The organism is Streptomyces sp. HNM0574 (assembly GCF_012726235.1).
GTDB lineage: Bacteria > Actinomycetota > Actinomycetes > Streptomycetales > Streptomycetaceae > Streptomyces.
Genome location: NZ_JAASAH010000002.1, coordinates 563,601 through 587,153 on the forward strand (window position 1 = coordinate 563,601; position 23,553 = coordinate 587,153).

Below are 23,553 nucleotides of genomic sequence, written 5' to 3' on the forward strand. Positions count from 1 at the left end.
ATCGGAGCATGACCGCCTCCCCCACCGAGAACAGCGCACGGACGGCGGGCGGCGGCTCCCCGGGAGCGTCCGGCCCGGGCCCCGGCGCCGCGCCCCCGCACCCCGGGGAGGAGCCGCCGCTGCGGAAGCTCTACCGCAGCTCGGAGGGGCGGCTGCTCGGCGGCGTCTCGCGCGGGCTCGCCGGACACCTGGGGCTGCCGGTCTTCTGGGTCCGCACCGTCTTCGTCGCGCTGGCCCTGGCCAACGGCCTCGGGGTGCTGCTCTACGCGGCGTTCTGGATCACCGTGCCGCTCGGTACGGGCGGCGTCGGCGCCCCGCCGTCCGCCCCCGCGCCGCACCTGCGCCCGCATCCGCACACCGGCGGTGACCAGGGCACGGACGGGGCGCGGCGGCGCGGACGCCTGCGGCGGCCGGACAAGGGCCAGGTCTTCGCGTTCCTGACGCTGCTGCTGGCGATGTTCGTCTTCGCCGACAACTTCCAGTTCGGGCGCGCCAACACCTACCTCGTGCCCGCGCTCCTCATCGGCCTCGGCGCGGCGCTCGTCTGGCGCCAGGCGGACGACGCGCGCCGCGCCCACTGGGCCGAGGTCACCCGCCGCAGCCGGCTGCTGCCGCTGGCGCGCAGCGCCGTCGGTGTGCTGCTGGTGGCCGTGGGCGTGTCCGGGATCGTCGTGGTCCAGGGCTCGGCGGGGCATCTGGGGCCCGCGCTCCAGGCCGCGCTGGCGATCGTCGTCGGCATCGCGCTGCTCTCCGGCCCGTACCTGGTGCGGATGATGCAGGACCTGTCGGAGGAGCGGCTGATGCGCATCCGCGCGCAGGAGCGGGCCGAACTGGCCGCGCACGTCCACGACTCGGTGCTGCACACCCTCACCCTGATCCAGCGGAACGCCGAGTCGCCCCGCGAGGTCGCCCGGCTCGCCCGCGCGCAGGAGCGGGAGCTGCGCACCTGGCTGTACAAGCCGGGCACCGCCGCGGGCCCGGAGGACGCCGAGGCGGAACCGGCCACGCTCGCCGAGTCGGTGCGCCGCACGGCGGCCGAGGTGGAGGACTACCACGGGGTGCCGGTCGAGGTGGTCTCCGTCGGCGACTGCCCGCTCGACGAGAAGCTCGGCGCCCAGGTCCAGGCCGCACGCGAGGCGATGGTGAACGCCGCCAAGTACGGTGGCGAGGGCGGGACCGTACAGGTGTACGCCGAGGTGGAGGGCGAGAGCGTCTTCATCTCCGTACGGGACCGCGGCCCCGGCTTCGACCCGGACACCGTGCCCGAGGACCGGATGGGCGTACGCGAGTCCATCATCGGCCGCATGCGCCGCAACGGCGGGACGGCGCGGCTGCGTTCGGCACCGGGCGAGGGGACCGAGGTGGAGCTGGAGATGGAGCGGGAAGCCGGCAGGGCCGACAAGAGGACGACGGACTGATGACGCAGCACGGACACGAGAACGAGCACGAGGGCGCGGCACCCAAGAGCCCGGAGGGCACCGGCCGGGTGGCGCGGGTCGTCCTGGTCGACGACCACCGGATGTTCCGCGCGGGCGTGCGCGCCGAGATCGGCGGCACGGAGACGACCGGCGTCGACGTCGTCGGGGAGGCCGGTGACGTCGACGAGGCGGTCGAGGTCATCACCGCCACCCGCCCGGACGTCGTCCTCCTCGACGTCCACCTCCCGGGCGGCGGCGGGGTCGAAGTGCTGCGCCGGAGCGCGGCGTTGACGGCCGACCCGGAGCGTCCGGTGCGGTTCCTGGCCCTGTCGGTCTCGGACGCGGCGGAGGACGTCATCGGCGTCATCCGGGGCGGCGCGCGCGGCTACGTCACGAAGAGCATCACGGGGCCCGACCTGGTCAGCGCGGTCTTCCGGGTCGGCGACGGGGACGCCGTCTTCTCGCCCCGCCTCGCCGGCTTCGTGCTGGACGCCTTCGCCTCGACCGACGCGCCGCCCGTCGACGAGGACCTCGACCGCCTGACGCAGCGCGAACGCGAGGTGCTGCGGCTCATCGCGCGCGGCTACGCGTACAAGGAGGTCGCCAAGCAGCTGTTCATCTCGGTCAAGACCGTCGAGTCGCACGTCTCGGCCGTGCTGCGCAAGCTCCAGCTCTCCAACCGGCACGAGCTCACCCGCTGGGCGACGGCCCGCCGCCTGGTCTGACGCCCGCCGCGGGGCGGCACCGTCCCGACGCGCAAGGGCCGCCGAGCGGTAACTCGGCGGCTCCGCACCGCACATGAGGGGGCGCGTCAATGGCTGCACGGCCCCGCGTGGAGCCCGGCCGACCACGGGCGCACGCGGGCGACGCCCTGTGCACCGTGAAGGGAGACCCCTCATGTCCGCGGTTCCCAGCATGCCCGGCACCACCGACGTCCCACGCGCCGCCCCCGATTCCGGTTCCGCCGCCCCAGCCGCTTCCGCTTCCGGCAGCGCGTACGTCACCTCGATCGCGAGCACGCCGGAGCTCGTCCGGGCCGCGCAGCGGCTGCGCCACCGGGTCTTCGCCGAGGAGCGCGGCGCCCGGCTGCACACCCCGGTCGCGGGCCACGACGTCGATGCCTTCGACGAGACCGCCGACCACCTCGTCGTCACCGACCGGACGGACGGCACCGTCGTCGGCACCTACCGGCTCACCCCGCCCGGACGCACCGAACGCCTCTTCTCCGACGGCGAGTTCGACCTCGGCGGCCTCCCGGCGGACATCCGCGCGTCGATGGTCGAGGCCGGACGCGCCTGCGTCCACCCGGACCACCGCTCGGGCGCGGTGATCAACGCGATGTGGGCGGGCCTCGCCCGCTACGTCCTGCTCTCCGGCCACCGCTACCTGGCGGGCTGCGCCTCCGTACCGCTCGCCGCGGCGCACGGCGGGGCCGACGAGCGGGCCGCGGTCAGCGCCTGGCTGCTGGCGCGGGGCAAGCACGCCTCCCCGCCCGGCGTCCGCGTCCTCCCGCACGACCCGTGGCTGCCCGCCGGCCCGCTGGAGGGCACGCCCCGGTACGCCGACCTGCCCCCGCTGCTGCGCGGCTACCTGCGCGTCGGCGCCTGGCTCTGCGGACCGCCCGCCTACGAACGGGACTTCGGCGACGCCGACTTCTTCGTCCTGCTCGACATGGAACGCATGAACGACCGCTACCGCCGCTACTTCCTCGGCGAGGACCGGTGAACGCCTGGTCCCCGGCGTCCCCCTGCACCACCACCCGCTGCCTGGGCCCCGACGCCGGCGGCGCGTCCCCGCGCGAAGTGCTGCGCCGGTACGCGGCGTTCGCCGCCACCGTCGCCGGCGTACTGGCCCGCCCGGGGCGCCTGGACACCGACCCCGTACGCCTGAGCGCGGCGGCCCGCGCCGTCCTCGCAGCCCTCGCCGTCACCCTCGACGCCCCCGAGCCGCTTCCGGAACCCCGGGCCGCGGACGCGCCCGGCACGCTGATCGTGGCGAACCACGTCTCGTGGCTGGACGTCGTCGCACTGCTCGCCGTCGCCCCGGCGCCGCTGCTGGCCAAGCGCGAGGTCGGCGACTGGCCGGTGGTCGGCCCGCTGGCCCGGCGCGCGGGCACCCGGTTCATCGACCGGGACGGGCTGCGCCGGCTGCCCCGCACCGTCGCCGATGTGACGGACCATCTGCGCACCGGCGCCCCGCTGGTGGTCTTCCCGCAGGGCACGACGTGGTGCTCGGCGCCCGGCGGCGCCTTCCGGAGGGCCACGTTCGAGGCGGCGCTGCGCGCGGGCGCCCCCGTCCGCCCCGTCGCCCTCGTCTACACCCGCGACGGGCGGCCGACCACGGCGCCCGCCTTCGTCGGCGACGACGCCTTCCTGCCGTCCCTGCACCGGGTGGCCCGGACGGAGGGGCTCACGGTGCACGTCCGTACGGGCCCGCTCCTGGCGGCCCCGCCGCCGGGCCCCGCGCCGCAGCGGCGCCGCGCCCTGGCCGCGGCGGCCCGGCAGGCGGTCGCGGAGGCCGCGGGCCGGGTACCCGTACGTTCCGGCGCGGCGGGTGCTGCCGTCCCAACGGGGCCTGCCGCGGCGGTGGTTCCGGTCCGGCGTCCGGTTCCGGGGACCGCGCCGGGGCTGGTTCGGGCGGCGCGCGCGGGCGGGCCGGAGCGGGGTGTGCGCGGGGTCTGAGTTCACCCAGGCCGTCGGCGTGGCACCCCGCGTCGGCGCTGCGGCCCGTGGAATGGTGCGTCGGCATGAGGGATGCCAGTAACGAGCAGACCGTCGCATCCGAATCCGGCACAGCGGCCGCCGACGCGGAATGGGCGCGGCGGCCGCGGCCCCACCGCGGCGGCCGGCTGGTCATCAGCTGGGTGACGTCCACCGATCACAAGACGATCGGCTCGATGTACATCATCACGTCGTTCGCGTTCTTCCTCATCGGCGGCGTGATGGCCCTGCTGATCCGCGCGGAACTCGCCCGCCCCGGAATGCAGCTGATCTCCAACGAGCAGTTCAACCAGGCGTTCACCATGCACGGCACCATCATGCTGCTGGTGTTCGCGACGCCGCTCTTCAACGGATTCGCCAACTGGATCATGCCGCTGCAGATCGGCTCCCCCGATGTGGCGTTCCCCCGGCTGAACATGCTGGGCTACTGGCTCTACCTTTTCGGCTCCCTCATGGTCGTCGGCTCCCTGCTGACCCCGCAGGGCGGCCCCGATTTCGGATGGACGGCGTACTCCCCGCTCAACAGCGCCGTCCGTTCCCCCGGCGTGGGAACAGACCTGTGGATCATGGGACTTGCGCTCTCCGGATTCGGCACGATTCTCTCGTCGGTCAACTTCCTGACGACGATCATCTGCCTCCGCGCCCCCGGCATGACGATGTTCCGGATGCCGATCTTCACCTGGAACGTGCTGCTCACCGGCGTGCTCGTGCTGCTGGCCTTCCCCGTCCTGGCCGCCGCGCTGTTCGCGCTGGAGGCCGACCGGAAATTCGGCTCCCAGGTCTACAACGCGGCCAACGGCGGTGGTCTGCTCTGGCAGCACCTGTTCTGGTTCTTCGGGCACCCCGAGGTCTACATCATCGCGCTGCCCTTCTTCGGCATCATCTCCGAAGTCATCCCCGTCTTCGCCAGAAAGCCCATCTTCGGCTACATCGGACTCGTCGGCGCGACCATCACCATCGCCGGACTTTCCGTCGTCGTCTGGGCGCACCACATGTTCGTGACGGGCGGGGTCCTGCTCCCGTTCTTCTCCCTGATGTCGTTCCTGATCGCCGTTCCGACGGGCGTCAAGTTCTTCAACTGGATCGGCACCATGTGGACCGGTTCGCTCTCCTTCGAGACGCCGATGCTGTGGTCGATCGGCTTTCTCGTCACCTTCCTCTTCGGCGGCCTGACGGGCGTCCTCATCGCGTCCCCGCCGCTCGATTTCCACGTGTCCGACACGTACTTCATCGTCGCGCACTTCCACTACACGGTCTTCGGAACCGTGGTGTTCGCGATGTTCGCCGGGTTCTACTTCTGGTGGCCGAAATTCACCGGGAAAATGCTCGACGAACGGCTCGGCAAGACGCACTTCTGGACGCTCTTCACCGGATTCCACCTCACCTTCCTCGTCCAGCACTGGCTGGGCGCCGAGGGCATGCCCCGCCGGTACGCCGACTACCTCGCCGCCGACGGCTTCACCGCGCTCAACACCGTCTCCACCTTCGGCTCGTTCCTGCTCGGCGCCTCGATGCTGCCGTTCCTCTACAACGTGTGGACGACGGCGAAGTACGGCACGCGCGTGCACGAGGACGACCCCTGGGGGTACGGGCGTTCGCTGGAGTGGGCCACCTCCTGCCCGCCCCCGCGCCACAACTTCACGGCCCTCCCCCGCATCCGCTCCGAGTCGCCGGCCTTCGACCACCGGCACCCCGGCATCGCGGAACTCGACCGCGCCCGGAACGCCCCCGTCGCCCCCTGACCCGGGCTCAGCCCTGCGGGGAGGCCGGCGTCATCAGCTTCCCCGGGTCCGGGAACGGGGCGAAGCCCGCCTTCTCGTACCCCGTGCGCGTCCAGCGTCGACAGCGGCACCCGCTTGAGCCGGTACGGCGCGCGCGTGTCCCGCACGACCTGCGCCACCCACGACCCGAGGCCCGCGCCGCGGTGCCCGCGGGCGATGCTGACGTCGCAGAGCCAGGCGAAGGTCGCGTGGCCGGTGACCACCCGGGCGTATCCCACCTGGGCGGCCGCCGCGTCGTAGACCCCGAAGTTGAGCGACGCGGCGGCCGCCCGTTCGGCCGTCCCGCGGCTGCGGCCGACGGCCCGGAAGGCGTCCGTCGACAGCCGGTTGCGCCGGGATGGTGGCCGGGCCGCCCGGCGGCGCTCAGCTGTGGAAGGCCAGGTACGGGGCGAGGGCGAGAAGGGTGGCGGCCAGGGCGTACTTGAGGTGGCGGACGGGGACGGCGTGGGCGATGCGCCAGCCGATGAACACGCCCGCCAGCTCCGGTACGCCGACGATCAGCGCGAGCATCCAGTCGACGGAGCCGTGCCACGCGTACCCGAGCGTGCCCACGCTCGCGATCACGACGGACTGCGCCTGCGCGGCGGCCAGCGCGGGCAGCAGCGGCAGCCCGCAGAGGACCAGCAGCGGGACGCTCAGCATCGGGCCGCCCAGCCCGAACAGCCCCGCGGCGACCGAGACGGTGAGGCCGACCGCCCCCGCCGTCAGCGGCCCGGGCTCCCGGCCCCCGTCCGCCGCCGCGTCCCGACGGGCGATGCGCCGCTCGCGGAGCAGCACCAGCAGGCCCGTGACGGCGACCGCGGCGGCGAGCAGCAGCCCGAACACCCGGCCGCTGACAGCGGTGTTGAACTGCACGCCCAGCGGCGTACCCACCAGCGCCGTGCCCGCGAGGACGAGGGCGGTGCGGCGCGTGGCCGGCTCGCGCAGCTGGCCCGAGCGGACGTAGACCCCCGTGCCCGCGATGCCGGTGGCGACGTGGGTGACGATCGCGGTGCCCGCGACGCCCGCCGGGGAGAGGCCCGTGAGCAGGAACATCCCCATCGTCGGCAGGACGCCGCCGGGGCCGACGGCGGTAATGCCGATGCCCCCGGCGAGCCCGAACAGGGCCAGCAGCACCAGCACGACCGGCTCGCTGTCCATCACCGCTCCTCTTCCGCGCCCGCCCGGCCCGTCCTGTCCGCGGTGGCCGTGGCGGAGCCGCGGGGCAGGAAGGCGTGCAGGGCGAGCCGGTCGGCCCGTACGCGCAGGGACTCGGCGTCGACGGGGCGGCCGTCGGGCAGCCGCGTCAGCCGGTCGATGGCGAACACGGCCGCGCCGTCGGCGATGCCGAGCAGCGCGGCGGTGTCCGCGTCGGCGTTGACGGCGTGGACGGTGACCTCGGCGCTGCCGAGCGGCCCTCCGGTGGTCTCCTCGATGAGCGCGAAGACGTCGCGGTGGGCGAGGTCGGCGTCGAGGAGGGGGCGGCCGATGTCCGGTGCGAGCCAGGTGGTGTCGACGGACAGCGGTTCGCCGCCGAGCCGGCGGAGCCGTTCCAGGTAGACGGCCTCCGTGCCCTCGGCCAGACCGAGCCGCTCGGCGATGACGCCGGGCGGGCGGGCGACGATCCGGGCCGCGCGCACCTCGTTGGTGACGGCGCCGTAGCCGGTGAGGGTTTCGGCGAGCCCCGTCAGACGGTCCAGCCCGTGCCCGTACTTGGGTGTGACGATGGTGGTGCCGATGCCGCGCCGGCGGGCGACCAGCCCCTCGTCGCGGAGCAGGCCGAGCGCCTCCCGTACCGCGTTGCGCGAGGCGCCGAGGCGTCGGCCGAGCTCGCGCTCGTCGGGCAGGGTGCCCTCCGGGAAGGCGCCGGAGACGACCTGCTGCCGCAGTACGTCCGCGACCTGCCGGGCCCGCTCGGCCCTCGGCCAGGACGAGACCCAGCGGCCCCGCTCCCCCGCGGAGTCGTCCCCCGTATCGCTCCCGTGGTGACCGTGCTCGCCCATCGATCCGCCTCTCCCAGCCGGTTCCGGCGGGCGGCTGGACCGCCCGGCCCGTCCCCGGAACGGTAGCGGCCCAGCATTACGCCAGAGTTACGCCACACCTCCTGACCTGCGCAAACGCTTGACCAGCCCGGATGCCCCCACCCCGCGGCACAACGCTGGAGCTCCGCCGCCCCGGCGGCCCCGCCCCCCCCGGTGACCGCCCGGGGTCAGTTGAGGGTGTCCGGGTCCGGGCCGGTGCGCATGCCGCTGTCGAGGGCGGCCACGGCGTCCATGTCGGCCTGCGTGAGGGCGAAGCCGAAGACGTCGAGGTTCTGCCGGATGCGCTCCGGGGTCACGGACTTGGGGATGACGATCGTGCCCTCCTGGAGGTGCCATCGGAGCACCACCTGGGCCGGGGTCTTGCCGTGCCGCTCGGCGATGCCCGCAATCGCCTCGTCCTTCAGCAGGGCGCCCTGCGCCAGCGGGCTCCACGCCTCGGTGGCGATGCCGTGCTCCGCGTGGAAGGCGCGCAACTCCCGCTGCTGGAGCCCCGGGTGGAGCTCCACCTGGTTGAGCACCGGGACGATTCCGGTGTGGTCCAGGAGCCTGCGCAGGTGCGCGGGCTGGAAGTTGGAGACGCCGATCGCCCTGGTCCGGCCGTCGGCCAGCAGCTTCTCCATGGCCCGGTAGGTGTCGAGGTACCGGTCACGGGCCGGGGTGGGCCAGTGGATGAGGTACAGGTCGACGTACTCCAGGCCCAGCTTCTCCAGCGAGGCGTCGAAGGCGGCGAGGGTCGCGTCGCACCCCTGGTCGTCGTTCCACAGCTTCGTGGTGACGAAGAGCTCCTCGCGGGGGACGCCGGAGGAGGCCAGGGCGCGGCCGACACCCGCCTCGTTGCCGTAGACGGCGGCGGTATCGATGCTGCGGTACCCGGACTCCAAGGCCGTGCCGACCGCGGCGGTGGTCTCCTCGTCCGGGACCTGGAAGACCCCGAAACCGAGCTGCGGAATGGTGACGCCGTTGTTGAGGGTGACGTTCGGGACGGGGGTGGTGCTCATGCTGTCTGTGCTCTTTCTCTCGTGTGCACGCTCGGCCGGGAGGGCCGGACGCGGATGCCTGGGCGGCCTGGGGCGGAACGGTCAGCTGCCGGAGGTGACGCCGGCCGTGACCCCGCCCGCGTCCGGGTCTGCGGCCCCGGAACCCGTGACGACACGGCTCCCCCGGGAGGCGCCGCGCTCCAGCGCTGCGGAGAACAGGGCGAGGACGAGCGCGGAGGCCGCCAGCGCGGCCCCGATCCAGTTGGGCGAGGTGTAGCCGAGGTCGGCGGCGATGACGAGACCGCCGAGCCAGGCGGCCAGCGCGTTGCCGAGGTTGAAGGCGCCGATGTTCAGGGCGGAGGCGAGCGTCGGGGCACCCGCGGCCTGGTCGAGGACCCGCTTCTGGAGCGGCGGCACCGTGGCGAAGCCGAGCGCTCCGATCAGGAAGACGGTGACGGCGGCGGCGGTCTTGTCGTGTGCGGTGACGGTGAAGGCGGCCAGCACGACCGTCAGCGAGCCGAGCGCGACGAACAGCATCGGCATCAGCCTGCGGTCGGCGAAGCGCCCGCCCGTGAGGTTGCCGAGGACCATGCCGAGGCCGAACAGGACCAGCAGCCAGGTGACCGAGGAGCCCGCGTACCCGGCGACGTCCGTCATCATCGGCGCGATGTAGGTGATCGCCGCGAAGACGCCGCCGAAGCCGAGCACCGTCATCGCCATGGCCAGGACGACCTGGACGTTCCGGAGGGCCGCCAGTTCGTGGCGCAGCCGGACGCCCTCCGGCTTCGGCACCTCCGGCACGAGCCGGGCGATGCCGGCCAGGCCGACCACACCGAGCGCCGCGACGATGAAGAACGTGGCCCGCCAGCCCGCCGCCTGGCCGACGAAGGTGCCCAGCGGGACCCCGACGACGTTGGCGACCGTCAGGCCGGTGAACATCATCGATATCGCGGCCGCCTTCTTCTGCGGCGCGACCAGCTCGGCCGCGACGACCGAGCCGATGCCGAAGAACGCGCCGTGCGCCAGCGAGGCGACGACCCGTCCGGCGAGCATGACGCCGAAGGCGGGGGCGAGCGCGGAGAGCAGATTGCCCGCGATGAACAGCCCCATCAGGAGCATCAGCATCCGCTTGCGGGAGATCTTGGTGCCCAGGACCGTCATGAGCGGCGCACCGGCCATGACGCCGAGCGCGTACCCCGTGACGAGGAATCCGGCGGTCGGCACCGACACGTCGAAGCTCGCGGCGACCTCGGGCAGCAGGCCCATGATCACGAACTCGGTGGTGCCGATCCCGAAGGCCCCGATGGCGAGGGCCAGGAGCGCGAGAGGCATGAGGGGTTGACCTTCCCGGACGGGTGCAGTGGCGCGTAGCGTGCGTTCACAATAATTGCAGACGCGCGATAATGGCAAGCGCCGGATTTTCGTGTGTGCGTCGTACCATGGAGACCCGGACCCGGCGCCGACGCCGCGGCGCACCCAAGGAGGCCCTGAATGACTGCCACGGACCCGGCCATGACCGCCCTCGCGCAGAGCTGGTGCGCCCTGTCGTTGCTGCACAGCAGGATCGAGCAGCACCTGGAGCGGGAGCTGCAGAAGCACCACGGCCTGAGCGTCCGCGAGTACTCCCTGCTGGACGTGCTGAGCAGGCAGCACGACGGCGAGGGCGGACACCTGCAGATGAAGCAGGTGGCCGACGCCGTCGTGCTCAGCCAGTCCGCCACGACCCGGCTCGTCACCCGGCTCGAGGACCGCGGCCTGCTGGTGCGCTATCTGTGCCCCACCGACCGGCGCGGGATCTACACCAACGTCAGCGAGGCCGGGATGCGGCTGCTGGAGGAGTCCAGGCCGACGAACAACGAGGCGCTGCGCGGGGCGCTGGACGACGCCGCCGAGGTCCCCGAGCTCGCCCCGCTGGTCAGCACCGTCGAGACGCTCCAGGCCGAGTCCCCCGCAGCCACCTCCGACTGACCCGGGCAGCACACACGAAAGGCGGGCGGGGCCGTGGCCCGCCCGCCTCGTCGTACCGTCGTCCCGCGTCCGCTATCCGGCGTCGTCGAACTCCTCGTCACCGGCGTGCAGTTCTGCGTCCGGCGCGGCGCGCAGGGCCGCGATCCACAGCGGCGCCAGCCAGTGCAGCACCAGCAGCGCGAAGGCCGCCGCACCCAGCGGCGCGAGCATCCCGTCCGCCGTGAGGCCCGCGAGGCCGGCGGCCCAGAGGCCGGCCAGGGCGAGGAGCATCCCCCGCAGCGTCAGCCGGTGGGCCCGGGTGTAGACCTCGCCGCGCTCGGCGAGCTGGCGCTCGTCGAGCATCCGGGAGCGCAGCTCCAGCAGGCCGCGGGTGCTCGCGTTGAGCACGCCCGTGACGGGAATCCAGGCGACCATCGGCGCCAGCAGCGCGGCGAGCCACCAGCGCCCCTCGGTGACGAACAGCGCGACGAACCCGGTGACCATCACCGCCGTCAGCGCGATGTGCGCGACGACGAGGGCACGGCGCCTGCCGCGGGTGGCGTGGACCTTGGTGACGCGCGGATCGTTCATGGTGCCGAACATCCAGCGGTCGTAACGCGTGGGCTGCGCGGTCGAGTTCATCGTGTCCTCCCCGTGGACGGCCTGGTTCCGTAGACCTCGTCGGTGAGCGAGGGGAAGGGCTCCAGCGAGAAGAGCGCCTCCACCGGCAGCGCGAAGTGCGCCGCGATCCGCAGGGCCAGGTCGAGGCTGGGGTTGTACTGGCCGCGCTCGATGTAGCCGATGGTCTGGTAATGCACGCCCACCGCCTCCGCCAGGCGCTGACGGCTCACCTTCCGCTCCGCCCGCACCACGGCCAACCTGTTGTGCACCTGCTCGCTCATGTATAAGAAGTACTACATTCGAGAGCAGGTTGGCAACGCAGGGGGCAGCGGCCAGGGAACAAAAAACCGCGCCGCCCCTCCCCGAAGGGAGCGGCGGCGCGGTACGCCTCAGGAGGACCCGGCGGTCACTCCCACTCGATGGTGCCCGGAGGCTTGCTCGTGATGTCCAGCGTGACGCGGTTGACCTCGGAGACCTCGTTGGTGATGCGCGTCGAGATCCGGCCGAGCACGTCGTACGGCAGGCGGGACCAGTCGGCCGTCATCGCGTCCTCGGAGGAGACCGGACGCAGCACGATCGGGTGGCCGTACGTCCGGCCGTCGCCCTGGACGCCGACCGAGCGCACGTCGGCGAGGAGCACGACGGGGCACTGCCAGATCTCGCGGTCCAGGCCCGCGTTGGTCAGCTCCTCGCGGGCGATGGCGTCGGCCTCGCGCAGCAGGTCGAGCCGCTCGCGCGTGACCTCGCCGACGATCCGGATGCCGAGCCCGGGGCCGGGGAAGGGCTGGCGCTGGACGATCTCGTCCGGCAGGCCCAGCTCCTGGCCGACGAGGCGGACCTCGTCCTTGAAGAGCTTGCGCAGCGGCTCGACGAGCTCGAACTCGAGGTCCTCGGGGAGCCCGCCGACGTTGTGGTGCGACTTGATGTTCGCCGTGCCGGTGCCGCCGCCGGACTCGACGACGTCCGGGTAGAGGGTGCCCTGCACGAGGAACTGCACCTCGGCGCCGGCCTCGCTGCCCTCCGCGACGAGCTCGGCCTGCGCCTGCTCGAAGACGCGGATGAACTCGCGGCCGATGATCTTCCGCTTCTCCTCGGGGTCGGAGACCCCGTTCAGCGCGACGAGGAACTGCTCGGCGGCGTCGACGACCTTGAGCTGGACGCCCGTGGCCGCGACGAAGTCCTTCTCGACCTGCTCGGTCTCGCCCTTGCGCATCAGACCGTGGTCGACGTACACGCAGGTGAGCTGCGAGCCGATGGCCTTCTGCACCAGCGCAGCCGCCACCGCGGAGTCGACGCCCCCGGAGAGGGCGCAGATGGCGCGCTTGTCGCCGACCTGCTCGCGGATCGCCGCGACCTGCTCGTCGACGATGCTCTCCGTCGTCCACGACGGGGTCAGACCCGCGCCGCGGTAGAGGAAGTGCTCCAGGACCTGCTGGCCGTGCGTGGAGTGCATCACCTCGGGGTGGTGCTGGACGCCGTACAGCTTCAGCTCGTCGTTCTCGAAGGCGGCGACGGGGACGAGCTCCGTCGACGCGGTGACGGTGAAGCCCTCGGGCGCGGCCGAGCAGGCGTCGCCGTGCGACATCCACACCTGCTGCTGTGCCGGGGTGCCCTCGAAGAGCGTCGAGTCGGTCTTGCCGACCGTCAGGTCCGTGCGGCCGTACTCACGGCTGCCGGTGTTGTCGACGGTGCCGCCGAGGAGCTGCGCCATGAGCTGGAAGCCGTAGCACATGCCGAAGACCGGGACCCCGGCCTCGAACAGGGAGCGGTCCAGGGAGGGCGCCTCCTCCGCGTACACCGAGGAGGGACCGCCGGAGAGGATCACGGCCTTCGGGTTCTTCGCGAGCATCTCCGACACCGGCATGGTGGACGGGACGATCTCGCTGTAGACCCGGGCCTCGCGCACGCGGCGTGCGATGAGCTGGGCGTACTGCGCGCCGAAGTCGACAACGAGGACGGTGTCCGGGGCGTTGTCCGGCGCGGCGGGGGGCACTGAAACCACGAAGCTGCCTTCCGGCGGTGGAGCGGGGGTGTGTTTTCCGATTCTAACGGGCTCCGGGGGATGCCCGGCTTGGACGTCGTCCGGGGCTGGTGCATACTGACCCGCATGTTCCAGCACACCACCTTCTGGTTTACCTATGGCACCGGCCCGGCCGGCTGCTGTGGGTCCGTCGGTGGTTCCTGAACCACACATCTTCAGACCTCACCAGACGCCCCGGGCCCGGTCGGCCCGGGGCGTCTGCTGTTGTCGGCGCCGCCCGGGCCGGGGCGGGGCGGAGCGCCTGGTGATCCCCGAAACGGACGGAGAGATCACATGAGCAGCACCACGACCGGTACCGACGAGGCACCGGCCGCCGAGATGATCACCGGTGCGCGCGAGCGGATCGACGCGCTCGACGCCCGGATCATCGCGCTCGTCCAGGAGCGGATGGCCGTCTCCGAGAGCATCCAGCGCGCCCGGATCGGCTCCGGCGGACGCCGCGTCCACCTGACCCGCGAGATGGAGATCCTGGACCACTACCGCGAGGCGCTGGGCCGGCACGGCACCCAGCTCGGCATGACCCTGCTCGGCCTGTGCCGCGGGACGCTGTGAGGCGTCCGGTCCGCCCGTACGCGCGTGCCGGGTGCGGGCAGGCGTGCGGAAGGGGGCGGTCCGCGGGGTGCGCGAGGGCTGGTCACCCGTACGGCCCGTGACCGCCCAGGGAGGGCTTCGTTGGACCCGGTGTTCCCGATGCCGCACGGCGCCAGGCGGCCAGGGGGCAGCGACACCGGAGCGATGAGACGCCCGCCTCCCCCATGAGGCGGCGGAGGCGGAAGCGTCGTGGGACCTCGCTCCGGTGCGAGTGACCGGACAGCAGGGGACAGCAGCCCGGTCACGATTCCCTCCCGTCACGGCGGGGGGACAGCGGTCGGTTCCGGGGACGCCCGGACCGGCCGCTCCGCGGCTCCCTGGGGTGCCGCGCACTTCGGCAGGAGCCAGCGTACCCGTACCGTACTCGCACTGTTGCTCTCAGTGGTGGACCGGGGCGTCAACTGGTCTTCCGCAGAAACCATTTGCCCGAGGTGGGGCCCGGTTCGGGGCGCTGCGGGCCACGGCGTGCCCGAGTCGGACCGAAGTACGTCGAAACGCTTGCGCGGCACGAGTCGCATCCACCACGATGCACACAGGAAGCGGGCGACGGGCCCCGTCCGTCGTCCCCCGTGACGGACGTGACCCCGCCCGCTGCCATTGGTTCAACCAATGCGCGCGGCGCTACCCCCCGGCGCCGCCTCTCAGTACGGGCGCTGCCCTGACGTCCGTGCTGAACGCCAAGGGCCCCGCGGGCGCCGCCGGTTCACCGGCAGGCACCCCGGGGCCCTTCGCAGTGGGACCTCAGCGCCCGGCCGACTCGGTGTCCTCGGCGCCCTCGCCCGCGCGCCGGCGCGGGACGGACGGCACCGGGAGGACCGGCAGGCGGAGGGCGCCGAACGCGCCCTCGGGGACGGCGGGTTGACGCGGGGCGACCGGCGAGAGCAGCGCGTACTCCTCGCCCTGGGCCGGACGCGTGTCCGCCTCGCCCTTGTTGGGCCACAGCGCGATCGCGCGCTCCGCCTGCGCCGTGATCGTGAGCGAGGGGTTGACGCCGAGGTTGGCCGAGACGGCGGCGCCGTCGACCACCGAGATCGCCGGGTGACCGTACAGCCGGTGGTACGGGTCGATGACGCCGGTGTCCGCGTCCGAGCCGATCGGGCAGCCGCCGAGGAAGTGCGCGGTCAGCGGAGTGCCCATCAGTTCACCGATGTTGGTGCCGGCGAAGCCGTTGATGTCGTCCGCGAGGATCCGCGCCGCCTCCGCGCCCTCGGGGATGTGCACGGGGTTGGGGGCGCCGTGGCCCTGCTTGGCGGTGAGCAGGCCCTTGCCGAGGCCCTTGTCCTTGCGGAAGGTCGTGAGGGAGTTGTCCGAGGTCTGCATGACCAGGCCGATGATGATGCGCTCGGACCACTTGCGCGCGGAGAGCGAGCGGGCGAACAGCACCGGCTGGCGCAGGCAGGTCAGCACGTGTCCGAGGCCCTTGGGCAGCTTGGTGGCGTGGTTGACCTGGAGCGTGGTGAGGGCGCTCATCGCGTTCGAGCCCTTGCCGTAGCGCACGGGCTCGATGTGCGTGTGGTCGTTGGGGTGGATGGACGAGGTGATGGCGACGCCGCGGGTGAAGTCGAGCTTCGCGTCGGCTCCCTGCTTGTGCCGGTAGCGGCGGTCGACGGTCTGCGCGCCCACCAGCGCCTCGGAGTTGGTGCGGGTCAGCTCGCCGAGCCGGGGCGAGAGGCGCGGCAGGCGGCCCGCGTCGCGCATCCGGTGCAGCAGCGTCTGCGTCCCGTACGTGCCGGCCGCGAGGATGACGCGGCGGGCGCGGAGGAGGCGCGGTGCGGCCTTGCGCCGGTCGGTGCGGACGACGCCGACGGCGACGCCCTCGTCCGTGTCCCCCTCAAGTTCCTCCAGGGAGACGACCGTTGACATGGGGTGGACGACGGCGCCCGCCTTCTCGGCGAGGTAGAGGTAGTTCTCGTTCAGGGTGTTCTTGGCGCCCCTGCGGCAGCCCGTCATGCACTCGCCGCACTCGACGCAGGCCCGCCGCGAGGGGCCGGCGCCGCCGAAGTACGGGTCGGGCACCTCGCCGCCCGGCTCGGCGCGCGGGCCGTCGGCCGTGCCGGACTCGCCCTCGGAGGCGTCGTTCTGGCCGGGCACCGCGTCGCGGCCGTCGCCGAAGAAGACGCCGACGGGGGCCATGTGGAAGGTGTCGCCGACGCCCATCTCCTCGGCCGTGGCCTTCAGATGGACGTCCGAGGGCGTCATCGTCGGGTTGAGGCGGGAGCCGAGCATGCGCTGTGCCTGGTCGTAGAAGGGGGCCAGTTCGCGCTGCCAGTCGGTGATGTGGCCCCACTGGCGGTCCTGGAAGAACGCGGGCGGCGGGACGTAGAGGGTGTTGGCGTAGTTCAGGGAGCCGCCGCCGACGCCGGCGCCTGCCAGGATCATGACATTGCTGAGCAGGTGGATGCGCTGGATGCCGTAGAGGCCGAGCGCCGGGGCCCACAGGTAGTTCTTGATGTCCCAGGAGTTCTTGGGCAGCGTCTCGCGGGTGAAGCGGCGCCCCGCCTCCAGCACCGCGACCCGGTACCCCTTCTCCGTCAGGCGCAGCGCCGACACCGAGCCGCCGAAGCCGGAGCCGATCACGATCACGTCGTAGTCGTAGTCCTGCTCGGGCGCGTCCGGGGAGCGCTGCGACGTGTCCTGCTTCCGGGCAGTCTTCTCCTGCGGCACGGGGACCTCCGGTTCGGTGGGTGACGGGCGGCTCAGGTCAGGGGCGCCACGGGTGCGGCTGGTCGTGCGGTACGGGCGTGGTGCGGCAGGGGTGCACCACAGGGCGCGCGGCCGGGGAGGGGCGCTCCCCGGCCGCGCTGCGAACGGGCCGCCGCGCGGCGGGAGTTCAGCGGAGGCGGAGCAGCTTCAGGGCCTTGAGCGAGGTGCTCATGAACGCCGCGTACTGCTCGTCGGTCATCCCGAACGAGGGCGCCATGGGCAGCACCCGCTGGTGGGCGACGGTCTGCGGCTCGGTGTACTTGAGGATGCCCTCCGAGCCGTGCCTGCGGCCCAGCCCGGAGTCGCCCATGCCGCCCATCGGGGACTGCGCGCTGCCGTAGGCCGCCGCGTAGCCCTCGTTGACGTTGACGGTGCCGGCGTGCAGGCGGGCGGCGACGGCGCGGCCCCGGCGGCCGTCCTTCGTCCACACGCTCGCGTTGAGCCCGTACGGGGTGGCGTTGGCCAGGGAGACGGCCTCGTCCTCGTCGGAGAAGCGGTAGACCGAGACGACGGGGCCGAAGGTCTCCTCGCCGCACACCGACATCGGCGACTCGACGCCCTCCAGCACGGTCGGCTCGTAGAACAGCGGGCCGATGTCCGGGCGCGGGCGGCCGCCCGCGAGCACCTTCGCGCCCTTGGCGACGGCGTCCTCGACGTGCTGGGTGACGGTGTCCAGCTGGCGCTGCGAGACGAGGGAGCCCATGTCGGCGCCGTAGGCCAGGCTCGCGCCGAGCCGCATCGCCTTCACCCGGGCGGTGAAGCGCTCCAGGAAGTCCTCGGCCACGGCCTCGTGCACGTACAACCGCTCGATGGAGATGCACAGTTGGCCCGCGGAGGAGAACGCGCCGCGCACCGCGCCGGCCGCCGCCTTGTCCAGGTCGGCGTCGGGCAGCACCAGCATGGCGTTCTTGCCGCCGAGTTCGAGCGAGCAGCCGACCAGGCGGGCGGCGGCCTGCTGCGCGACCTGGCGTCCGGTACGGGTCGAGCCGGTGAAGGAGACGTAGTCGCCGCGCTCGGCGACCTCGGGGCCGACGACCGGGCCCTCGCCGAGCACCACCTGCCACACGCCCTCGGGCAGCCCGGCCTCGATGAGCAGCCTGCGGGCCCACAGCGCGCTGAGCGCGGTCTCGGTGTCGGGCTTCATCACCACGGCGTTGCCCGCGACGAAGGCGGGGAGCGCGTCACCGACGGAGAGCTCGAAGGGGTAGTTCCACGGGGCGATCTGCCCGATCACCCCGCGCGGGTGCCGCAGTTCGGACACCTTCGTCAGCACCGGTATCGCGCCGGTGTGCCGCTTGGTGCGCAGGTACGAGGCCGCCTTGCGCCCGTAGTGCCGCGCGGCGATCGCGACGGCCTGCACCTCCTCGTGCGCGTGCAGCCGCGCCTTGCCCGTCTCCAGCTGGATCAGGTCGAGGATCTCGCTCTGCCGCCGCAGCACCAGGTCGTGGAAGCGCAGCAGGACGGCGGAGCGCTGCCGCACCGGCGTCGCGGCCCAGGCGGCCTGCGCCTCGCGCGCCTGCGCGAAGGCCGTCTCGACGTCCTCGGGCGTGGACTCGGGAAGCTCGGCCAGCCGCTCCCCCGTGAAGGGGCTGTGGTTTTCCGTCTTCCCGCTGCCGGTGACCCCCTGGGTGAGGCGGGCGACGAGGTCACGGGTGACCACGTCGGCGGCGGTACGCACCCCGGAGGGGGCGGTGGCGATGGGATTTCCGTCCGCGGCGCCGGAATTGTCCTTGGTGGGCACCGGAGCCTGCGAGTCCTGCGAGTCCGTCATGCCGCCGAGACTACGACTGCGGGTGCACCCGCGCATACCCAGCGGTAACCACTTTTCACGGAATCCGCCAGTGATTGCTGGCGCGACGGGCCCGCCCGGGCACGGCCCCGGTGTCAGCGGGCCGGGGCCGGGGAGGCGGCGGAGGTGCGGGTGAAGGTGCGGAGGGCGGTGTCGAACTGCTCCTCGACCACGGCCTTGCGGCTCTCCGGGCCGGAGACCCACACGTCGTACATGGTGTCGCCCTCGTCCCAGCTCTGGTCGAAGGTGTAGCGGGGGCCGCCGTCCGCCGCCGTCCCGTCCCAGGCGAACTGCCAGACCGCGCCCGGCGCGCCCTCGAACGACCGGGAGCGGACCGAACCGTCCCGGTAGCCCGAGTACTGCTCGGGGCCCTCGGCGTGCGCCTCCCCCATCGCCGCCGCCGCGCCGCCGGGCTCGCGCTCCTGGAGATGGATGCCGATCCGGTAGGTCTTGCCCGGCGAGTAGTAGTAGACCCGCGGCGGCTCGTAGGAGCGGGTGAAGCCGTGCGGCACCGCGAGGCGGAAGCCCGCCGGGTCCCGGACGGTGCGGTAGCCCTCGGGGGCTGTCGCCGAACCGGCCTCCGCCGTACCGGAGTTGCCGGAGGCCTCGGCGTCCTTGCCGGGGTCCGTGCGTCCGCTGTCGGCCGCGCTGTCCGCCTGCTTCCGGGTGCCGGACGGGCCGTCCGTCCCGCCCTTGCCGCCGGTGCCGAGGACCACCGCGACGGCCACGCCGCCGCCCACGACCGCGGCCACGAGCACGGCGGCGAGCAGCCGCAGCCGGGCTCGGCCGGGGCGGCGGGGGCGCGCGAGCGGCTCCTTGGGGGTGGACTCGGGGGGCTGCGGGGCGGGGGTGGGCTCGGCGGGCTGCGGGGCGGGGGCGGGTTCCGGGGTCGGGGGCTCCTCGGGGGCGGGGGCTTCCGGCTTCGGGGGTGCGGGGGCCGGGGCGTCGACGTCGGGGTGGGAGCCCGGGCCGTCGAGGGTGGCGCGGTTGTTGGTGGTCGGCGTCGCCTCGTGGACGGCGGCGTGCGCGGGGGCGGACGGGGCGGCGACGGGCGCCGGGGCCTCCGGCATGGTGCCCGTCTCGGCGTAGGTGCGGAGCAGGTGTTCGGCGGCGGTGAGCGGCATCCGGCGTTCCGGATCGCGCTCCAACAGGCCGCGGACGACCGGACGGAGAGGTTCCGCGCTGGCGGGCAGGCGGATTTCGGCCAGCGCGACCGCGTGCAGCACCCCGGCGAGGTTGTCGCGCCAGAACGGGGTCGTCCCCTCGACCGCCGCGCACAGCAGCACGCCCAGCGACCACAGGTCGGAGGCGCCGTCCGAGGGCCTGCCCTCCATCCGTTCCGGAGCCGTGTACTCCGGCGACCCGACGAAGGCCCCCGTCTCACTGATCGTCGTCGCCCCCGGCACCCGGGCGATCCCGAAGTCCGTCAGGACGACCCGGCCGGTGCCCGACTCCAGCAGCACGTTCGCGGGCTTGAGGTCGCGGTGCAGCACCCCGCGCGCGTGCGCGGCGCGCAGCGCGCCCGTGAGCGCCAGACCGACGCGGGCGGCCTCCCGCGCGCCGAGCGGACCGTCGTGGGCGATCACGTCCGAGAGCGACCGCCCCTCGATCAACTCCATGACGATCCAGGGCCGTTCGTCCTCCTCCACCACGTCGTGGACGACGAGGATGTGCGGGTGCACCACCTGCGCCACGGTGCGGGCCTCGCGCAGCGTACGGTCCCGCAGGCCGCGCGCCGCCTGCGTGGACAGGCCCTCGTCCAGGTGGAGCTCCTTGACCGCGACCTCCCGGCCGAGCAGCTCGTCCTCGGCCCGCCAGACGGTGCCCATGCCGCCCCGGCCCAGCCGCGAGCCCAGCCGGTACCGCCCGGCCAGCAGGTACGTACCCCGCTCGGCCGCGCCGGGCCAGGAGTCGCCGAAGCGGCCGAAACCGTGCGGTCCGTACTCCGGGGTGTCGGCGGCGTACGGTACGTGCTCCGCCGAGGTGCTGAAGCCGTCGTACTCCGGCTCCTCGAACTCCCGCACGTCGCGGGCCCGTTGCGCGGGCGCGGCGTACTCCGGCTCCCCGCGCTCCGCCTCGCGGACCTCCCCGAGCGGGCGCGCGCGCTGTTCCCCGTGATCCCCGTTGACCGCCATGCGCACATCATGCCGCAGCGCCGCGTACGGCCCGCGAGCGGAGGCCGGTGCGCGTCATTCCGCTTCTGCGTGAGGCTCAGCCGCCGGTCACGCGGTAGGTGTCGGCGACCGCCTCGAAGTGCCGGTCGATCTCCTTCCGCTTCTCCTGAGAACCCATCACGAGCAGCACGTGGTACCGCCCGTCGAGGACCATCGCCCGGTTCCGCGCGTAGACGTCGCGGCCGCCGTCGCGCCAGGTGAAGGTGCCCTCCGCCATCGCCGAGGCGCCGACGTCGATCCGGCGCAGGCCCGAGGTGGTGGCCCAGTCCGAGGCGCGGTACGCCTTCAACTCCGGTTCGTCGTCGCTCTGGTAGGACATCGGGTCCCTGCCGTACTTCCGCACCGTGTCCCGGCCCGGCACGAGGACCATCTCCACCTGCCCGCCGTTGTACCGGACCTGGGCCCCGTGCGTGGACCGCCGGTCCCACTCCTCCGGCACGGCGACGGTGAAGCCCGCCGGGTCGTTCGCCGTCTTGTATCCGTCGGGGACGGCCGGCGCGGAGGTCTGCGGATGCCGCGTTCCCGCGTCGCCGCCCTTGCCCGGGTCCTTCGGGCGCCCGGCGGCGTCCCCGTCCGGCGCGGTCGTCTCGGGGCCGGCGCCGACCTCGCCCCGGCGCTGCTCGCCCCCGGCGTCCACGCCGCCGCCCTTCGGCATCAGCAGCACCGCGTACAGCACGGCCGCACCCAGCCCCAGCAGCACGCACGCCAGCAGCCAGCGCCCCAGCCGCTGCGGGCTCCCGGCCTTCCGCTCCCGCGCGGCGGACCGCTTCGAGGACGCGGCGGCGGCTCCCGCGTGCGGGGTGACGCTCTCGGCCGGCGGGGCGGGCGGAGGTGGTGGAGGCGGCGCGGGCGGCGCCTTCGGACGCTTCCGTTCACGCGTGCGCCCGGCGCGTGCCGCCTGCGGGGCGCCGGCCGTACGCTCCCCGCGCGGGCGCTTCGCCGCACGGCGGCGCCGTACGAGCTCGCCCCGGCGCCGCAGGATCGGCAGCCGCCGCGGGTCGGACCGCTCCCCCGGGTCCAGGGCCGGCGGGCCGAGGACGGTACGCCGCCCCACCTCCGGCTCCGGCGCCGAGCGCACCAGCGAACGCAGCCAGCCGCGCAGCTCCTCGAAGTCCGGCCGCTCCGTGGGGTCCTGGCGCAGCAGCGACTCGACGACCGGACGCAGCGGACCGCAGTCCTCCGCGAACGCGGGCGGCTCCGCGCACACCAGGCCCACCAGCTCGGCCACCCCGTCCTCGGGGTACGGCGAGTGCCCCTGGACGGAACGGAACAGCAGCGCGCCCAGCGCCCACAGGTCCGCCGCCGGGCCGACCGGCGGCGCCAGCCGCCAGTTCTCGTACACCGGCCCCGCCTGCTCCGGAGCCCAGCGCTCCGTCACCGCGCCCACCACCGTCATCCGGGCCTGCCGCGCCCGCTCCGCGGCCAGGGCGCTGGCGGGGCCCTGGTAGGCGTCGTGGTGGGGGGCGGGTTCGGTCCGGGGGGAGGTTCCGGTTCCGGGTGCCGTGTTGGTTCCGGTTCCGGGGTCGGCCGTTGGTGCGGCCCCCTCGGCGTGCTCCGGCGCCGTCGCGGGCGGGGTGGCCTCGTCGTGCTCGGGCCAGGTCAGCGGTACGGGGCGGCTGTCGGGGCGGCGGGCGCCCGGGAGGGACGCCGGGCCCACCTCGTCGCCGGGGGCCGCGCCGTCCCGGGGCCGCTCCTCGCCGGGCGCGGACCACCAACTCGCCTGTGTACGGCCGTCGTCCGGGGCCGCGACCGCCTCGCCGGGGGCCGGCCGTCCGGCGCGCTCGGCGGCGGCGCGGCGGGCCCCGTCCCGGTACGCGGCGACGGCGCCGCGCCGGGCGGCCCGCGCCTCGGCCTCGGCGTCCGGCGCCCCGTGCCCGTCGTCACCGGAGCCGGTACGCGCCGCGGAGAAGCCCTCGGGCAGCGGGATGTCCGACCACGCGGGGAGCCCGCCGGGCCCCGCCGGGGTCAACTCCCCCGCCGCGCCCGGCTCCTCGCCCGCACGCGGCCCCGGGATCGCCACCGTCCCGGCGCCGTCGTCCGCTTCGGGCTCGGGCTCGACTTCCGTTACGGGCCCGGCAGTACGGTCGTCGCCGTCTTCCTCGGGTATCGGGCCCGGGTCCGTCCCCGGGAGGACGGCGTAACCGCACAGGGTCTCCTGGGCCGCGCCCAGGGCGAGGCCGGTCAGGATGGCGCGGCCGTCCTCGCAGAGGTAGACGGAGTCGGCGGTGATGTTGCGGTGCGTCCAGCCGTACGCGTGCACCACCCGGAGCGCGGCGAGGAGGTCGGCGGCGATCTCGGCGGCGCGGTGCGCGCTCAGCGGCCGCTCCGCGAGGTGCGCGGAGAGCGGCCGGGCCGGGAGCAGTTCGCTGACGATCCACAGCCCGTCGCCCTCGACGAAGACGTCGTAGACCTGATCGAGACGGGGATGGTCGGGAATCCGGGACGCGGCCGCCGCGGCCTCCACCGCACGCCCCACGGCCGGATCGACGTGCCCGCGCCCGTCCGCGCCGTACCCGGAAGGAGCGGCACCGTCGAGGAACTCCGCCTCGACGACCTCGGGAAGCGGAACCTGCCGCACGGACACGTCCTGCCCACTGGCCGTGTCGTAGGCGATACCTCCGGCGTAGTCACCGGGGAGGAGGGGAGGCAGGCGGTAGCGACCGGCGAGCAGGCGGTCCCCGTAGCCCGCGTTGTCGTTCACGACGCCTCCCCAAAGCGGCGCGAGCCGTCAATTCCTCGCTACGTCCGCACCATTGCGGACGTATACGGC

18 protein-coding genes are annotated in these 23,553 nt (G+C 73.8%); 7 read left to right on the top strand and 11 right to left on the bottom strand.

Annotation, left to right across the window (positions count from 1 at the left end; translation table 11 throughout):
* Nucleotides 1–8 precede the first annotated feature (8 nt).
* The 5 genes from HCC30_RS06195 to ctaD all read left to right on the top strand — a co-directional run bounded on the left by HCC30_RS06195 (nt 9) and on the right by ctaD (nt 5,880).
* The gene (locus tag HCC30_RS06195; protein WP_169441162.1) at nt 9–1,418 is read left to right on the top strand and encodes an ATP-binding protein; all 1,410 of its coding nucleotides are present in this window, start codon (nt 9–11) and stop codon (nt 1,416–1,418) included.
* Nucleotides 1,418–2,143 (top strand): response regulator transcription factor, encoded by a 726-nt coding sequence (locus tag HCC30_RS06200; RefSeq protein ID WP_169441164.1) that lies wholly within the window; start codon nt 1,418–1,420, stop codon nt 2,141–2,143. The genes HCC30_RS06195 and HCC30_RS06200 overlap by 1 nt, the downstream gene beginning before the upstream one ends.
* A 172-nt stretch (nt 2,144–2,315) precedes the next feature.
* Entirely contained in the window at nt 2,316–3,143 is an 828-nt protein-coding gene (locus HCC30_RS06205) for a GNAT family N-acyltransferase (protein ID WP_240979337.1), read from the top strand.
* Nucleotides 3,140–4,099 (top strand): lysophospholipid acyltransferase family protein, encoded by a 960-nt coding sequence (locus HCC30_RS06210; RefSeq protein WP_346776511.1) that lies wholly within the window; start codon nt 3,140–3,142, stop codon nt 4,097–4,099. Before HCC30_RS06205 ends, HCC30_RS06210 begins: the two co-directional genes overlap by 4 nt.
* Before the next feature lie 65 nt (nt 4,100–4,164).
* On the top strand, nt 4,165–5,880 hold the full coding sequence (gene ctaD, locus HCC30_RS06215) for a cytochrome c oxidase subunit I (protein WP_169441166.1): 1,716 nt from the start codon (nt 4,165–4,167) through the stop codon (nt 5,878–5,880).
* 402 nt (nt 5,881–6,282) lie between these two features.
* Here the strand turns inward: ctaD and HCC30_RS06220 are convergent, their stop codons facing one another.
* The 4 genes from HCC30_RS06220 to HCC30_RS06235 all read right to left on the bottom strand — a co-directional run bounded on the left by HCC30_RS06220 (nt 6,283) and on the right by HCC30_RS06235 (nt 10,249).
* The gene (locus tag HCC30_RS06220) at nt 6,283–7,059 is read right to left on the bottom strand and encodes a sulfite exporter TauE/SafE family protein (protein WP_169441169.1); all 777 of its coding nucleotides are present in this window, start codon (nt 7,057–7,059) and stop codon (nt 6,283–6,285) included.
* Nucleotides 7,059–7,901 carry a GntR family transcriptional regulator gene (locus HCC30_RS06225; protein WP_169441170.1) on the bottom strand — a complete coding sequence of 281 codons (843 nt, stop codon included), beginning with the start codon at nt 7,899–7,901 and terminating at the stop codon, nt 7,059–7,061. The genes HCC30_RS06220 and HCC30_RS06225 overlap by 1 nt, the downstream gene beginning before the upstream one ends.
* Nucleotides 7,902–8,107: 206 nt before the next feature.
* Nucleotides 8,108–8,938 (bottom strand): aldo/keto reductase, encoded by an 831-nt coding sequence (locus tag HCC30_RS06230; RefSeq protein WP_169441172.1) that lies wholly within the window; start codon nt 8,936–8,938, stop codon nt 8,108–8,110.
* 81 nt (nt 8,939–9,019) lie between these two features.
* The gene (locus HCC30_RS06235) at nt 9,020–10,249 is read right to left on the bottom strand and encodes an MFS transporter (protein WP_169441174.1); all 1,230 of its coding nucleotides are present in this window, start codon (nt 10,247–10,249) and stop codon (nt 9,020–9,022) included.
* A 159-nt stretch (nt 10,250–10,408) separates the two neighbouring features.
* Here HCC30_RS06235 and HCC30_RS06240 point away from each other — a divergent pair, with 159 nt between their 5' ends.
* A complete protein-coding gene (locus tag HCC30_RS06240) occupies nt 10,409–10,885 on the top strand; it encodes a MarR family transcriptional regulator (protein ID WP_169441177.1) in 477 nt (158 codons plus the stop codon).
* 72 nt (nt 10,886–10,957) lie between these two features.
* Here HCC30_RS06240 and HCC30_RS06245 read toward each other — a convergent pair whose 3' ends face one another.
* The 3 genes from HCC30_RS06245 to guaA form a co-directional block, all read right to left on the bottom strand.
* Nucleotides 10,958–11,506: a hypothetical protein gene (locus HCC30_RS06245; RefSeq protein ID WP_169441179.1), complete on the bottom strand. Its 549-nt coding sequence runs from the start codon at nt 11,504–11,506 to the stop codon at nt 10,958–10,960.
* Nucleotides 11,503–11,766 carry a helix-turn-helix transcriptional regulator gene (locus tag HCC30_RS06250; protein ID WP_169441181.1) on the bottom strand — a complete coding sequence of 88 codons (264 nt, stop codon included), beginning with the start codon at nt 11,764–11,766 and terminating at the stop codon, nt 11,503–11,505. The genes HCC30_RS06245 and HCC30_RS06250 overlap by 4 nt, the downstream gene beginning before the upstream one ends.
* Before the next feature lie 125 nt (nt 11,767–11,891).
* Nucleotides 11,892–13,487, bottom strand: a complete 1,596-nt coding sequence (gene guaA / locus HCC30_RS06255; protein ID WP_169441184.1) for a glutamine-hydrolyzing GMP synthase — start codon at nt 13,485–13,487, stop codon at nt 11,892–11,894.
* Nucleotides 13,488–13,730: 243 nt separating this feature from the next.
* Here guaA and HCC30_RS06260 point away from each other — a divergent pair, with 243 nt between their 5' ends.
* Nucleotides 13,731–14,078 (top strand): chorismate mutase, encoded by a 348-nt coding sequence (locus tag HCC30_RS06260; protein ID WP_277347948.1) that lies wholly within the window; start codon nt 13,731–13,733, stop codon nt 14,076–14,078.
* Between the two features lie 780 nt (nt 14,079–14,858).
* Here the strand turns inward: HCC30_RS06260 and HCC30_RS06265 are convergent.
* The 4 genes from HCC30_RS06265 to HCC30_RS06280 all read right to left on the bottom strand — a co-directional run bounded on the left by HCC30_RS06265 (nt 14,859) and on the right by HCC30_RS06280 (nt 23,484).
* Nucleotides 14,859–16,781 (bottom strand): GMC family oxidoreductase, encoded by a 1,923-nt coding sequence (locus HCC30_RS06265; protein WP_169441188.1) that lies wholly within the window; start codon nt 16,779–16,781, stop codon nt 14,859–14,861.
* A gap of 166 nt (nt 16,782–16,947) precedes the next feature.
* Nucleotides 16,948–18,591, bottom strand: a complete 1,644-nt coding sequence (locus tag HCC30_RS06270) for a succinic semialdehyde dehydrogenase (protein ID WP_169441191.1) — start codon at nt 18,589–18,591, stop codon at nt 16,948–16,950.
* A 113-nt stretch (nt 18,592–18,704) separates the two neighbouring features.
* Complete coding sequence (locus HCC30_RS06275) at nt 18,705–20,744, bottom strand: serine/threonine-protein kinase (protein WP_206323386.1); 2,040 nt, start codon at nt 20,742–20,744, stop codon at nt 18,705–18,707.
* 76 nt (nt 20,745–20,820) lie between these two features.
* Nucleotides 20,821–23,484, bottom strand: a complete 2,664-nt coding sequence (locus HCC30_RS06280; RefSeq protein WP_169441193.1) for a serine/threonine protein kinase — start codon at nt 23,482–23,484, stop codon at nt 20,821–20,823.
* Nucleotides 23,485–23,553: the final 69 nt, after the last annotated feature.

Bases quoted from the DNA above. Each gene is read 5' to 3' on its own strand.
- HCC30_RS06195 (WP_169441162.1), top strand. From the start codon at position 9: ATGACCGCCTCCCCCACCGAGAACAGCGCACGGACGGCGGGCGGCGGC.
- HCC30_RS06200 (WP_169441164.1), top strand. From the start codon at position 1,418: ATGACGCAGCACGGACACGAGAACGAGCACGAGGGCGCGGCACCCAAG.
- HCC30_RS06205 (WP_240979337.1), top strand. From the start codon at position 2,316: ATGTCCGCGGTTCCCAGCATGCCCGGCACCACCGACGTCCCACGCGCC.
- ctaD (WP_169441166.1), top strand. From the start codon at position 4,165: ATGAGGGATGCCAGTAACGAGCAGACCGTCGCATCCGAATCCGGCACA.
- HCC30_RS06220 (WP_169441169.1), bottom strand. From the start codon at position 7,059: ATGGACAGCGAGCCGGTCGTGCTGGTGCTGCTGGCCCTGTTCGGGCTC.
- HCC30_RS06225 (WP_169441170.1), bottom strand. From the start codon at position 7,901: ATGGGCGAGCACGGTCACCACGGGAGCGATACGGGGGACGACTCCGCG.
- HCC30_RS06230 (WP_169441172.1), bottom strand. From the start codon at position 8,938: ATGAGCACCACCCCCGTCCCGAACGTCACCCTCAACAACGGCGTCACC.
- HCC30_RS06235 (WP_169441174.1), bottom strand. From the start codon at position 10,249: ATGCCTCTCGCGCTCCTGGCCCTCGCCATCGGGGCCTTCGGGATCGGC.
- HCC30_RS06240 (WP_169441177.1), top strand. From the start codon at position 10,409: ATGACTGCCACGGACCCGGCCATGACCGCCCTCGCGCAGAGCTGGTGC.
- HCC30_RS06245 (WP_169441179.1), bottom strand. From the start codon at position 11,506: ATGAACTCGACCGCGCAGCCCACGCGTTACGACCGCTGGATGTTCGGC.
- HCC30_RS06250 (WP_169441181.1), bottom strand. From the start codon at position 11,766: ATGAGCGAGCAGGTGCACAACAGGTTGGCCGTGGTGCGGGCGGAGCGG.
- HCC30_RS06270 (WP_169441191.1), bottom strand. From the start codon at position 18,591: ATGACGGACTCGCAGGACTCGCAGGCTCCGGTGCCCACCAAGGACAAT.
- HCC30_RS06275 (WP_206323386.1), bottom strand. From the start codon at position 20,744: ATGGCGGTCAACGGGGATCACGGGGAACAGCGCGCGCGCCCGCTCGGG.